Source organism: Bradyrhizobium sp. GW821-FHT13H06, from assembly GCF_058803975.1.
Genome location: NZ_JBXAPN010000013.1, coordinates 177,501 through 190,861, shown reverse-complemented (window position 1 = coordinate 190,861; position 13,361 = coordinate 177,501). Strand labels below are relative to the sequence as shown.

Genomic DNA, 13,361 nt, shown 5'->3' with positions numbered 1-13,361 from the left:
CCGGCACAAAATCATCGCAGCTATTCGCCGACGCGGTGTCTTTTTCTCGCCACATCGGGCGGCTTAACGGCCTGACCTATGTCGGCCACTTCACCGGCCGATCGGAAAGTAGGGGTGTAACGAAGGATGAGAATGGTTGAGTTGTTTGCGTTCCGCCTGTCGCGTTGTGTTGTCGCGCTGGCGTTCTTTTTTGCGGCGGTCGTCGCGTTCGTTTCTCCGGCCTCGGCACGGCCGCATCATCGTCATAGCGCAGAGCGGCACGCTTACGTGCACCACGCCAGACATCATCACTACCGCCATCGTGCACGCAGCTCGCGCTTCGAGCGCAGCGCGGCGCAATTGCAGGCGAGCGGCTTCGCCAACACCCAGGCCACCTATGATCCGAATGCCAATGCCGGCGGTGCTGGCATGAGCGGCGGCCTCAGTGGCGGCTCAGGCCTCGTGTCCGAGGCGCGCCGCTATCTCGGCGGCAATCCGACCGGGCGCGGCAGCCTGTGGTGCGCGCGTTTCATGAACATGGTGCTGCAGCACACCGGCCATCAGGGCACCGGCTCCGACATGGCCAGCTCGTTCGCGCGCTACGGCACGCGCGTCTCCGGTCCGCAGGTCGGCGCCATCGCGGTGATGTCGCGCGGCCGCCGGGGCGGCCATGTCGGCATCATCACCGGCGTCGATGCGCAGGGCAATCCGATCATGATCTCCGGCAACAGCGGCAACCGCGTCCGCGAAGCGCCGGTCTCGCGCGGCCGGATCTATGCGTATGTGATGCCGAATTGAGGTGACGACAGCGACGGTCTCGTAGGATGGGCAAAGCGACTTGTCCGCCATAGCTCGAAGAGCGACGGCGGAAGCGTGCCCACGGCTTCTGCCAGCTCGGAGAAGTGGTGGGCACGGCGCAAAGGCGCCTTTGCCCACCCTACGGCAGTGTGGCTCTCACAGCAGCTTCGGCTCTTCCACCGCAACCGCATCGCCCACGCCGATCTCGCCACCTTCGATCACCTCGGCGTAGATGCCGCAATCCATGTGGCCGAGATGGCGCGAGAGCGTGGGCGGGATCTCGAGATCGCGCTTGGCGGTTTCAGGATCGACATTGGTGGCGGGGCAGCGGACGATGCGCTTGATCACCTTCAGCCGGGCCGGCCCGACCGCAAGTGTCTGGCCGACCAGCTCGAGCTCCGACCAGGCCGGCCAGCCCTTGACGTAGAGATTGGCGCGGAAGCGCAGGGGGTGCACGGCGGCGCCGCCGAGCATAGTCTCGATCGCGCGGACGCTGCCGAGATTGATGATGGAGACGACCTTGCGGGCGACGTCGGAGAAGCTGTGGTCGCGGCCGGACAGAACCTTGGGCGGGCCCTTCAACTCCGGCTGAAAGTTCTCGCTGAAATAGGCCTCGATCGCGGCGCGGCCGGCGGCGGTCTCGAGATCGCCCCTGGCGACGATCTGGCCGTCCTTGCGGATGGTCAACAGATTGGTGGCGTCGTCGAACCGGCTGTCGAGCTCGGCCAGCCGCTCATTGCGCGCGAGCATCAGAAACTGGATCTTCGGTTTCCAGGCCGGGGCCTCGGGATCGAAGCCGCTCGGCCCGTTCTCGATGGCGTAGCGGCGATCGGCGGGCAGGGTCTCCCCTGGTCGCAAGGTCACGCGGGATAGGGCTTCCGGCGTGAGGCCCTTGATCGGGTAACGGTAAAGGCCGGTGATCTCGGCAGTCTGGCTGGCTTTCATGCCGCTACTTAGGGGATTCGGCCTGCTCGCGCCAAGCGGGTCTAAGCGCGCACGAAATTGTGAAGTCGCCTCTTCCGATCCGAGGCCACGCTTCCCACATCTGGATCAGGCTGGCGCCAGCGCCGGCTGATAACGACCGTTTGCGGGTTGAGGAACGTCAACACGCCAGGCGGAAACCCAATGAAGATGCCATTTGGAGTGCCTTTGAGGGCTCCATGAGAGGCAGGCCGAGGGACAGAAAAATGAACATCGAGAAGTATACCGAACGCTCCAGGGGCTTCATTCAGTCTGCGCAGTCGCTCGCGATGCGCGAGGGGCACCAGCAGTTTTCCACCCTGCACCTCCTGAAAGTCCTCTTGGACGACAATGAGGGGCTCGCTGCCGGTCTGATCGACCGCGCTGGCGGCAATTCCCGTGCAATCCTGAAGGCGACCGAGGACGCCCTCGGCAAGGTGCCGAAGGTTTCCGGCGCTGGCGCCGGCCAGATTTACCTCGCACCCGAGCTCGCCCGCACCTTCGACGCCGCCGAAAAGGCCGGCGAGAAGGCCGGCGACAGTTTCGTCACCGTGGAGCGGCTGCTGCTCGGCCTCACGCTGGAGAAGTCCAGCGAAGCCGGCACCATCCTCAACAAGGGCGGCGTCACCCCGCAGAACCTCAACGCGGCGATCGAGGCGCTGCGCAAGGGGCGGACTGCGGATTCCGCGACCGCCGAGAACGCGTATGATGCGCTGAAGAAATATGCCCGCGACCTGACCCAGGCCGCGCGCGACGGCAAGCTCGATCCGGTCATCGGCCGCGACGAGGAGATCCGTCGCACCATCCAGGTGCTCTCGCGCCGGACCAAGAACAACCCCGTCCTGATCGGCGAGCCCGGCGTCGGCAAGACCGCGATCGCGGAAGGGTTGGCGCTGCGGATCGTCAATGGTGACGTGCCGGAGAGCCTGAAGGACAAGAAGCTGCTCTCGCTCGACCTCGGCGCACTGATCGCCGGCGCGAAATATCGCGGTGAGTTCGAGGAGCGGCTGAAGGCCGTGCTCCAGGAAGTGACCGGAAGCGAAGGCACCTTCATCCTCTTCATCGACGAGATGCACACGCTGATCGGTGCCGGCAAGGGCGACGGCGCGATGGACGCCTCCAACCTGCTCAAGCCGGCGCTTGCCCGCGGCGAGCTGCACTGCATCGGCGCGACCACGCTCGACGAGTACCAGAAGCACGTCGAGAAGGACGCCGCGCTGGCGCGGCGCTTCCAGCCGATCTTCGTCAGCGAGCCCTCGGTCGAGGATACCATCTCGATCCTGCGCGGGCTGAAGGACAAGTACGAGCAGCACCATGGCGTGCGGATCACCGATTCCGCGCTCGTGGCCGCCACGACCCTGTCCAACCGTTACATCACCGACCGCTTCCTGCCGGACAAGGCGATCGACCTCATGGACGAGGCCGCGGCGCGGCTGAAGATGCAGGTCGATTCCAAGCCGGAAGAGCTGGATTCGCTCGACCGCGAGATCATCCGGCTCAAGATCGAGCAGGAGGCGCTGAAGAAGGAAAGCGATCCCGGCTCAAAGACCCGGCTCCAGACCCTGGAGAAGGACCTTGCCGAGCTCGAGGAGAAGTCTGCTGGGCTGACGGCGCGCTGGAGCGCGGAGAAGAACAAGCTCTCCGATGCCCAGAAGCTGAAGGCCGAGCTTGACGGCCTGCGTGTCGAGCTCGCCAACGCGCAGCGGCGCGGCGAATTCCAGAAGGCCGGCGAGCTGGCCTACGGCCGGATCCCGGAGCTGGAGAAGCAACTGGCGGATATCGAGGCGCGTGAAGGCTCCGGCGAGATGATGGAGGAGGCGGTCACCGCCAACCACATCGCGCAGGTGGTCTCGCGCTGGACCGGCGTGCCCGTCGACAAGATGCTTGAAGGCGAGAAGGAGAAGCTCCTCAAGATGGAGGAGCAGCTCGGCAAGCGTGTCGTCGGCCAGGCCGAGGCCGTGCGTGCGGTCGCAACCGCCGTGCGCCGCTCGCGCGCGGGCTTGCAAGACCCGAACCGCCCGACCGGCTCGTTCATGTTCCTGGGGCCCACCGGCGTCGGCAAGACCGAGCTGACGAAAGCTCTCGCGGAATACCTGTTCAACGACGAGACCGCGATGGTCCGCCTCGACATGTCCGAATACATGGAGAAGCACTCGGTCTCGCGGCTGATCGGCGCGCCTCCGGGTTACGTCGGCTATGACGAGGGCGGTGCGCTCACCGAAGCGGTGCGGCGCCGGCCTTACCAGGTGGTGCTGTTCGACGAGATCGAGAAGGCGCATCCCGACGTCTTCAACGTCCTGTTGCAGGTGCTCGACGATGGCCGCCTGACCGACGGCCAGGGCCGCACCGTCGACTTCCGCAACACGCTGATCATCATGACCTCGAATCTCGGTTCGGAGTTCCTGGTGAACCAGCCGGAGGGCGAGGACACCTCGGCCGTGCGCGAGCAGGTGATGGGAATGGTGCGGGCGCATTTCCGCCCCGAATTCCTCAACCGCGTCGACGAGATCATCCTGTTCCACCGCTTGCAGCGGAGCGAGATGGGCCGGATCGTCGAGATCCAGTTCGCACGTCTCCAGAAGCTGCTGACCGATCGCAAGATCGTGCTGACGCTCGATGCCGCCGGCCGCGACTGGCTCGCCGCCAAGGGCTGGGATCCCGCCTATGGCGCAAGACCGCTGAAACGGGTGATCCAGCGCTACCTCCAGGATCCGCTCGCCGAGATGATCCTGGCCGGCGACGTCAGGGACGGCGACACGGTCGCGATCTCGTCCGAAGGCAACGTGCTGACCTTCAACGGCAAGGCGCCGCGAACCGCCGAGATCACCCAGTTCGAGGCGCCGGTGACGAAGCGGAAATTGAACTGAGGGGTACGGCGCTTGAAGCAACAGGACGCCCCGGAGAGGCCGACCTCTCTGGGGCGTTTTCCTTTGTCGGTGTCTCAGCTAACCGACTGCGGACGCGGAGCCAGGACCCGCCGGACCTTCCTCCTCGTCCTCGTCAAGCTCCGAAAGAATATCCACCAGCTCGCGCACCCGTCCCTGCGCCAGCGGTCGCAGATCGTTGATCATGGGCTCGTCATTGGCGAGCCAGGCCTGGGCTTCGGCGAGTTCCTCGACCGTCGCGCCGGTTCCGATGATCTGGGCAATGGTGACGTCGTCGGCCCGGTCCACGGCCTTGACGACATCGTCCCGTGAGAGGCGCGTCATGGGGCGATCCTCCTGCTGGTCGGCTTCCGTCAGCTAACCGAAAATCCGCCTGCGGGTTCCGCGGCCAGCCTTGGCCGGCGGACGCTACTTCTTCACCACCTTGTAGATCGCATTCTCGATGTCCGAGCTGAAGTAGATGACGCCCGTCGCCCCGACCGCCACGCCTGTCGGAATGTGCGTCGGCAGGCCCCCGGGCGCGCCTGTCAGGCCGATCGGGAGATTGGCGGCGATCTCGGTGATTTTGCCGCTGTCCGGCGCGATCTCGATCAGCCGTTTGGCGCCGACCTCCGCCACGACCAGCTGGCCGTCGCGGCCCCGTGCGATGCCTTCGGGCATTTTCAGGTCCTTGGCGACCACGGTCTTTCCGCCGTTTGTGTCGATCCGGGAGACGGCGCCGGCAAATGCTTCGGTGACATAGACCTCGCCGCCAGGTCCGCCGGCGAGCCCGACCGGACCCTCGAGATCGCCGATGAACGTGACGCGATCCTTGCCGTGCTCGCCGCTCACCTTGACCAGCGATTTGGTGCCGAGCTCGGCCACCAGGATGCTGCCGTCCGCGAGCACGACGGCGTCATGCGGCGCCTTGAAGCCGTGCAGCATGTCGCGCGTTGCGCCGGTCTTGCCGTCGATCACCTGCACGGTGCCGGTGAACCAGCTCGACAGGACCACGTCGTTGCCCTTTGCCGTCGCGCTCATCGGATATTCGAGCGTGACGCCGGCGGCGTGCATGCGCGCCTTTTCGGTGACCTCGCCGGTCGCTCCATTCACCGTGCGATAGGCGAACACGTCGGCGACGTGGATCGTGTCCCTGCCATTCTCCGAGGTGACGCCGATGCCGCCGGGCAAAGCGAGCTTGCCGATGATGATCTGCTTGGCCTGGCCGGTCGCCGGATCGACCTCCTGGATGCCGTTGTCGGCCATGTTGGAGACGTAGATGCGGTCCTTGTCGTCGATGGCGAGATTGTCCAGCGATGGCTTCAGCTGCGCGACCATGGTCTTGGCGCCCGATTTGGGATCGACCCGGACGAGCTGGCCGAGGGCGGTGTCGACCACGAAGAGATTGCCCTTGGAATCGAAGTTCACGGCGGCCGGGACCTTGAAGCCATCGGCAACGACGGTCAGCTCGGCCTTGTCGACGTCGACCTTCGCGACCTGGCCCTTGAACCAGAGCGGACCGTAGAGCTTGTCGTCGGGACCGAACTCGAAGCCGTTGAGGCCGCCCATCTTCTCCATGATCTGACGCGGCGGTTTGACGCCCTCGACGTCGATCTCGTAGAGCGCGTCGCCGAGGAAGACGGTGGTGGCGTAGAGCCTGCCGTCCTTGCGGAAGGCGAGCGAGTTGATGCCGGGAAGGCCGGTCGCGAGCTTGTTGATCGGGCCGTCGCCCTTGCGCGCATAGAGATCGCCGGCGAGGAAGCCGGTCCAGGCCATGGTGCCGTCGGGCGCGAACGCGATGTCATCGGCCATTCCGACCGGTGCCGGGATTGCAACCTTGGCGCTACTGCCCGCAACCTCGTAGAGCGTCGCGCCTGCGACGCTGCCGGCAAACAGATGGCCGGCCTTGTCGACAGCGAGCCCGTGCACGCCGTGGAATGCCGAGCCGGGGACGAGCTTGGTGACTTCCCAGGTTGCCGGCAGGGTCTCAGCCGACAGGCTCGTGGCGGAGAACAGCGCAGCGACGAAGGCTGCGCAGGCGAGCCTGTTGTTCATGACGAGACCTCCCGTTTTTTGGGAAGTATTCGCTCCTCATGCCGCTTTGGCAAACAAAACTTGACGTTGTGACGCCGCAAAGCGGCCTCGCGACGACGTCGATTTCGGATCGTGTTTGGAGATGTCCGCCGCGGGGCGGCCAACTCCCGACTTAGCGGTTGGTGACCTGCAGCGGCCCGCCGGTGGCGTCCGAGATGCGGGCGATGGCGCCGCCGCGGCCGCTCATCATCCCCTCGAGCCGGTCGCGCTCCTTCTCGAAGCTGGCCAGCATCGGGCCCTCCAGCGAACGGCCGCGCGGCAGCTTCACGCGCATCGGGTCGACGAAGCGGCCGTTGACCAGGATCTCGTAATGGACGTGCGGGCCGGTCGACAGGCCGGACGAGCCGACGAAGCCGATCACCTGGCCCTGCCGCACCTTCTTGCCGGGCTCCATGCCCTTGGCGAAGGCCGACATATGGCCGTAGGCGGTCTCGTAGCCGTTGGCGTGCTTGATGCGGATGTACTTGCCATAGCCGCCCTCGGGGCCGGCCTTCTCGATCATGCCGTTGCCGGAGGCGAAGATCGGCGTGCCGTAGGCGGTGGACCAGTCGACGCCGGTATGCATCTTGACGTAGCCCAGGATCGGGTGGCGGCGGCCGCCGAAGCCCGAGCGCATGATGGCGTTGTTGACGGGCTTTCTGACCAGGAACTTCTTCGCGCTCTTGCCGGTCTCGTCGTAGTAATCGACGACGCCGTCGTCGGGGCTCTGGTAGCGGTAGTATTTCTTGGTCTCGCCGCCGACGGTGAGGGAGGCGAATAGCACCTCGTTCTTTTCGCTCGACGTCACGCCTTCGTCCTCGCCGGCGTAGAACACGTCGAAGGAATCCCCGGGCTGCACCTTGCGCTGGAAATCGACGTCGTAGGAGTAGATCTTGATCATGTCCTCGATGACGGGCATCGGGACCTTGTTGCGCATCGCCGTCTCGTAGATGCTCTGGTACAGCCGCACGCCGCTGCCGTCATCCTCGTCATCGTCTTCGCTGTTGGCGTTGGCCGCGGCGTCGGCGACGGTGTTCATGCTGGAGACGTCGACGGCGACGTATTTGCCGAGATCGGACAGCGCCGCGATCGCCTCCACCATGGTGTCGTTTGCAACCACGACGCGATAGGGCTGGAGCCGGGCGCCGGGGCTTGCGGGCGCCATCAGGATGCGGAGTTTCTCGCCTTCCTTGAGGCCGCCGTCGCGGCCGCGCGGGCCAAGCGTTGCGGTGATCGCCTTGATCTCGTCGGCCGTCGCGCCGAGCTCGCGCAGCACCGAGCCGACGCTGTCGCCCTTTCTGACCAGATGGACGCGCTCGCCATTGGGATTGCCGCCGGTGATCTGCTCCTTGGTTTTGGGCAGCAGCGTGACGTTCTCCGGCACCACGCGCGTCTCGAAACCGGCATAGGGATCGGAGGACGACGCCTCGGCGGCGTAGGCCATCTTGATGTCGGACGGGCCGGTCGTGCCGGAGACGTCGGCTGTGGCATTGGCGAGCGAGGCGTAGCGCACCCCGCCGTTGCCGCGCCAGTTGGCGGCATCGCGGACCCGCATCAGGATGTCGTCGAGCGCCACCACCGCGGAAATCTTGGCCTTCGGCAGCACCGACGACAGGTCCTTGGTGACGAATGACACCTCCGCGTCGGGCTCGACGGCCTCCGGATTGTTGGGATCGTCGGACGCCGTCTTCGGATCGGAGCCGACATCGGTGAGCAGGCGCTGGGCGTTGAACGGCGGGATCTTCGCCGACAGGTCGCTCGTCGTCATCGACAGGTTGCCGGCGATCCGGACGAAGGGGCGCACCCGCATCACGTCGCGGTTGCCGACGCGGGCGACCGTCGAGACGCGCACGATGTTGCGCGAGGCGGTGGATTCGCTCGGCGGCGGCAGCCGGTCGCTCTTGTGCAGCGAGGCGGCGCGATCGGCGGCGCCGAACGCGCCGCGCAAGGCGCCCTCGACCCGCTCCGGCACCTTGGCGAAGGTCATCTCGCCGTCGAGCGATGCGAAAACGGCGCCGCCGATCAGGGCCGCGCCGCAGAGTCCGGTCAGAATTGTGCCGCTGAACCATTGCACCGAGACGCGGCGGCGGTCGATCACGGCGGCTTCAGAACCATCGACGGACAGCGGCGGCTCGTGGCCGAGATCGATGATCCCGGTCTCACGCCCGTAGGTGCCGCGTGACGTCCTGTGGTTCAACCCAAGTCCCCCAATCAACGACCCAAGAAAGCCCGCTTCGAACCTTGTCCCTGGCCGCCCTCTTGAACGGGGATCGCCGGAAAAGGCAAACCGCACAGGCGCCCGCGCTCAGAAAGCCCCGGAACAGGGCTGGCCGAAATTACGAACAACTGGACGGATGAAACTCTCTCGATGTCTTTCGAACGTCGAAGGAAGGCCGCGTCATCTGCAAGATGCCTTCCCCTGACCCCATGATAATCGCCGGCAGCCCCCATAGGCATCCCCGCGATTCAAGCTCGTCTCTTACCAGAACGCCGCGGGATTGTGGCTCAAGTACGGCGCCAAATATGGAAAAAACTTCCTCAAGAGGCCGGCGCGAGGGGCTTCCCCGGAGGGGCGCCGCAAGCCGCCTCTGGAGCCCCTCCGGAGCCTCCAGGGCCGCAAACTTTTTTTCAGTTTTTTCTTCGCGCGGCGTCGGCTCGCTCGCTCCGCGCTCGTCTAAGCGCCTGGAATCGTGCGATTTTTTCCGACGATCCACTGTGCGACGATTTGTTGACGATGGGCGTTGACAATCCCGATGGGTGGGGACTATAACCCCAACCACTGAGCGCGGCGCCGCCGGGTCACTGACCAAGGCGAGCGAACGCGCCACTGATGCTCCTCACCTTGTTGAGTGACACAACAATCGACACCAGTCGGTTGGAGTCATTTTTCGTCGGTAAGGGTATCGGAACCCTTCCACTCTGGAAGGTTGGGGCCTCCTGGTCCCGGGCTGTTTGACAAGTGAAGATGAAGAAAGAGAAACGTGGACGGCGGAGTCCTTGCGGGTCTCGCTTCTGGAAAGCTTCGGCTTTTCTGATCGAGACCGGACGAAAGACTTCGGCGGTACACGTTTTAAAGGAAACACCATCGTTGCCAGCGATGTGAATCGCAGGCAGCTCATCGGCTTCGGTCGATGGAAAAATGGTGGGACCTCGTCAAACGTTGTGATCAGCCGGTTCAAAGTTCAAGTCCAACTTGAGAGTTTGATCCTGGCTCAGAGCGAACGCTGGCGGCAGGCTTAACACATGCAAGTCGAGCGGGCGTAGCAATACGTCAGCGGCAGACGGGTGAGTAACGCGTGGGAACGTACCTTTTGGTTCGGAACAACACAGGGAAACTTGTGCTAATACCGGATAAGCCCTTACGGGGAAAGATTTATCGCCGAAAGATCGGCCCGCGTCTGATTAGCTAGTTGGTGAGGTAATGGCTCACCAAGGCGACGATCAGTAGCTGGTCTGAGAGGATGATCAGCCACATTGGGACTGAGACACGGCCCAAACTCCTACGGGAGGCAGCAGTGGGGAATATTGGACAATGGGGGCAACCCTGATCCAGCCATGCCGCGTGAGTGATGAAGGCCCTAGGGTTGTAAAGCTCTTTTGTGCGGGAAGATAATGACGGTACCGCAAGAATAAGCCCCGGCTAACTTCGTGCCAGCAGCCGCGGTAATACGAAGGGGGCTAGCGTTGCTCGGAATCACTGGGCGTAAAGGGTGCGTAGGCGGGTCTTTAAGTCAGGGGTGAAATCCTGGAGCTCAACTCCAGAACTGCCTTTGATACTGAAGATCTTGAGTTCGGGAGAGGTGAGTGGAACTGCGAGTGTAGAGGTGAAATTCGTAGATATTCGCAAGAACACCAGTGGCGAAGGCGGCTCACTGGCCCGATACTGACGCTGAGGCACGAAAGCGTGGGGAGCAAACAGGATTAGATACCCTGGTAGTCCACGCCGTAAACGATGAATGCCAGCCGTTAGTGGGTTTACTCACTAGTGGCGCAGCTAACGCTTTAAGCATTCCGCCTGGGGAGTACGGTCGCAAGATTAAAACTCAAAGGAATTGACGGGGGCCCGCACAAGCGGTGGAGCATGTGGTTTAATTCGACGCAACGCGCAGAACCTTACCAGCCCTTGACATGTCCAGGACCGGTCGCAGAGATGTGACCCTCTCTTCGGAGCCTGGAACACAGGTGCTGCATGGCTGTCGTCAGCTCGTGTCGTGAGATGTTGGGTTAAGTCCCGCAACGAGCGCAACCCCCGTCCTTAGTTGCTACCATTTAGTTGAGCACTCTAAGGAGACTGCCGGTGATAAGCCGCGAGGAAGGTGGGGATGACGTCAAGTCCTCATGGCCCTTACGGGCTGGGCTACACACGTGCTACAATGGCGGTGACAATGGGATGCTAAGGGGCGACCCTTCGCAAATCTCAAAAAGCCGTCTCAGTTCGGATTGGGCTCTGCAACTCGAGCCCATGAAGTTGGAATCGCTAGTAATCGTGGATCAGCACGCCACGGTGAATACGTTCCCGGGCCTTGTACACACCGCCCGTCACACCATGGGAGTTGGTTTTACCTGAAGACGGTGCGCTAACCCGCAAGGGAGGCAGCCGGCCACGGTAGGGTCAGCGACTGGGGTGAAGTCGTAACAAGGTAGCCGTAGGGGAACCTGCGGCTGGATCACCTCCTTTCTAAGGATGGTTCTTCAGAAGCTTGCTTCTATCGAACCGTTTTAGAAACATCAGTGGCCAACAGATCGCCAGATCGTTGAGCTGCATTGGCGGGATTTCGCCGTCTTCGTTTCTCTTTCTTCGCGGACGAACACGCGCTGGGGCTGCAGGCTTGCAGATCCCTGGTCCTTGACTGGATATGCGTTAGGGGCTTGTAGCTCAGTTGGTTAGAGCGCGCGCTTGATAAGCGTGAGGTCGGAAGTTCAAGTCTTCCCAGGCCCACCACTTTCATCGAGTGTGCATTCGTCTTCTGGTTACGGGGCCATAGCTCAGCTGGGAGAGCGCGTGCTTTGCAAGCATGAGGTCGTCGGTTCGATCCCGTCTGGCTCCACCAGATGGTTTGATCACCGAGATCTTGTACCGTCGTCCGCGAAACATCACTTCGCACTTGCTAGTCCGGATGGACAGTAAGCTGCGTGATTTCTGACATCGTAAAGAGGAGATCGATCCGAGTTGGATCGTGCGGAGAATATCCGCGCGAGACTTCATTATCTCCGGATCATTTCGGCGCTCGCGCGCCTTTCAGTGTGGCTCACAAGGCTGCGTCTGAGAGACGAGCGAGTTGTGAATGATCCTTTTAGCGAAGCTTGACCGCCTCGCTATCGGAACGATCTTACGAAGCAAGCTGGTCTTTCTAGTCAATGTCCGGCTGCAGATAGCGTTCATCGAGGGCGCGTGCCGCAAGGCAATTCTGCAGACAACATTCTGCCGAGTGTGTGGACATTGATAATGAGAGCAATCAAGTGCCTTAAGGGTGTTCGGTGGATGCCTTGGCGCTGAGAGGCGATGAAGGACGTGCTACGCTGCGATAAGCCGTGGGGAGCTGCGAAGAAGCTTTGATCCGCGGATTTCCGAATGGGGAAACCCACCTTCGATAGCCGGAACTCCAAGACCTTAGGTTTTGGGGTTTGACCAGAAATGATCGGGACCATGACCGCAAGGTTTTGGATTTCCGGTTATCAAGAGAAGGTATGAGACTTCTGAATACATAGGAGGTTTCAAGCGAACCCAGGGAACTGAAACATCTAAGTACCTGGAGGAAAGGACATCAACAGAGACTCCGTTAGTAGTGGCGAGCGAACGCGGACCAGGCCAGTGATACATCAGAGACAATCGGAACCAGTCAGGAAAGCTGGGCCTCAGAGGGTGATAGCCCCGTACGAGTAATGCGATGATGTATCCACGAGTAAGGCGGGACACGTGCAATCCTGTCTGAACACGGGGGGACCACCCTCCAAGCCTAAGTACTCCTCAGCGACCGATAGCGAACTAGTACCGTGAGGGAAAGGTGAAAAGCACCCCGACGAGGGGAGTGAAATAGACCTGAAACCGGACACCTACAAACAGATGGAGCCCAAGATACGTTCTGGGTGACATCGTACCTTTTGTATTATGGGCCAGCGACTTAATTTAACGAGCAAGCTTAAGCCGATAGGCGAAGGCGTAGCGAAAGCGAGTCTGAATAGGGCGTCAAGTTCGTTGTATTAGACCCGAAACCTAGTGATCTAGCCATGAGCAGGTTGAAGGTGAGGTAACACTCACTGGAGGACCGAACGGGTGCCTGTTGAAAAAGGCTCCGATGACTTGTGGTTAGGGGTGAAAGGCCAATCAAACTGGGAAATAGCTGGTTCTCCGCGAAAGATATTTAGGTATCGCCTCGGATGAATACCTCAGGGGGTAGAGCACTGGATGGGCTAGGGGGACTTACCGTCTTACCAAACCCAACCAAACTCCGAATACCTGAGAGTACTATCCGGGAGTCACACGGCGGGTGCTAACGTCCGTCGTGGAGAGGGAAACAACCCGGACCTACAGCTAAGGCCCCTAATTCGTGGCTAAGTGGGAAAGGATGTGGAAATCCCAAAACAACCAGGAGGTTGGCTTAGAAGCAGCCATCCTTTAAAGAAAGCGTAACAGCTCACTGGTCTAAATAAGGGTTTCTGCGCCGAAGATGTAACGGGGCTCAAGCC

At 62.2% G+C, this 13,361-nt stretch carries 6 protein-coding genes, 2 tRNA genes and 2 rRNA genes (1 of these 10 only partly in view); 6 read left to right on the top strand and 4 right to left on the bottom strand.

From position 1 onward, the window contains the following. Window positions 1–132 precede the first annotated feature (132 nt). Entirely contained in the window at window positions 133–777 is a 645-nt protein-coding gene (locus tag AC1RQP_RS35900) for a TIGR02594 family protein (protein ID WP_492942038.1), read from the top strand. 156 nt (window positions 778–933) lie between these two features. On the opposite strand, the gene AC1RQP_RS35895 is transcribed toward AC1RQP_RS35900, so the two are convergent. Next, window positions 934–1,722: an MOSC domain-containing protein gene (locus AC1RQP_RS35895; protein ID WP_492942036.1), complete on the bottom strand. Its 789-nt coding sequence runs from the start codon at window positions 1,720–1,722 to the stop codon at window positions 934–936. Between the two features lie 242 nt (window positions 1,723–1,964). Between AC1RQP_RS35895 and clpB the strand changes: the two genes are divergently transcribed. Then, entirely contained in the window at window positions 1,965–4,604 is a 2,640-nt protein-coding gene (gene clpB, locus AC1RQP_RS35890; protein ID WP_492942034.1) for an ATP-dependent chaperone ClpB, read from the top strand. Window positions 4,605–4,682: 78 nt separating this feature from the next. Here clpB and AC1RQP_RS35885 read toward each other — a convergent pair whose 3' ends face one another. From AC1RQP_RS35885 to AC1RQP_RS35875, 3 genes are all read right to left on the bottom strand, one after another. Continuing rightward, complete coding sequence (locus AC1RQP_RS35885) at window positions 4,683–4,946, bottom strand: hypothetical protein (RefSeq protein WP_492942032.1); 264 nt, start codon at window positions 4,944–4,946, stop codon at window positions 4,683–4,685. Between the two features lie 84 nt (window positions 4,947–5,030). Continuing rightward, window positions 5,031–6,656 carry a hypothetical protein gene (locus AC1RQP_RS35880; protein ID WP_492942030.1) on the bottom strand — a complete coding sequence of 542 codons (1,626 nt, stop codon included), beginning with the start codon at window positions 6,654–6,656 and terminating at the stop codon, window positions 5,031–5,033. A 151-nt stretch (window positions 6,657–6,807) separates the two neighbouring features. Continuing rightward, window positions 6,808–8,871, bottom strand: coding sequence for a M23 family metallopeptidase (locus AC1RQP_RS35875; protein WP_239620712.1), 2,064 nt, complete (start codon window positions 8,869–8,871; stop codon window positions 6,808–6,810). A gap of 992 nt (window positions 8,872–9,863) precedes the next feature. On the opposite strand from AC1RQP_RS35875, the gene AC1RQP_RS35870 reads away from it, so the two are divergent. The 4 genes from AC1RQP_RS35870 to AC1RQP_RS35855 all read left to right on the top strand — a co-directional run. Beyond that, a 16S ribosomal RNA gene (locus AC1RQP_RS35870) occupies window positions 9,864–11,352 on the top strand. Between the two features lie 187 nt (window positions 11,353–11,539). Further along, window positions 11,540–11,616 (top strand) — tRNA-Ile (locus AC1RQP_RS35865). A gap of 33 nt (window positions 11,617–11,649) precedes the next feature. After that, window positions 11,650–11,725 (top strand) — tRNA-Ala (locus AC1RQP_RS35860). A 403-nt stretch (window positions 11,726–12,128) separates the two neighbouring features. Continuing rightward, a 23S ribosomal RNA gene (locus tag AC1RQP_RS35855) occupies window positions 12,129–13,361 on the top strand; it runs 1,613 nt beyond the window's last position. Together the 16S and 23S rRNA genes with 2 tRNA genes alongside form the textbook arrangement of a ribosomal RNA operon.

What these genes read in the sequence shown, in the direction of transcription:
- AC1RQP_RS35900 (WP_492942038.1), top strand. Translation starts at nt 133, where the DNA reads ATGGTTGAGTTGTTTGCGTTCCGCCTGTCGCGTTGTGTTGTCGCGCTG.
- AC1RQP_RS35895 (WP_492942036.1), bottom strand. Translation starts at nt 1,722, where the DNA reads ATGAAAGCCAGCCAGACTGCCGAGATCACCGGCCTTTACCGTTACCCG.
- clpB (WP_492942034.1), top strand. Translation starts at nt 1,965, where the DNA reads ATGAACATCGAGAAGTATACCGAACGCTCCAGGGGCTTCATTCAGTCT.
- AC1RQP_RS35885 (WP_492942032.1), bottom strand. Translation starts at nt 4,946, where the DNA reads ATGACGCGCCTCTCACGGGACGATGTCGTCAAGGCCGTGGACCGGGCC.
- AC1RQP_RS35880 (WP_492942030.1), bottom strand. Translation starts at nt 6,656, where the DNA reads ATGAACAACAGGCTCGCCTGCGCAGCCTTCGTCGCTGCGCTGTTCTCC.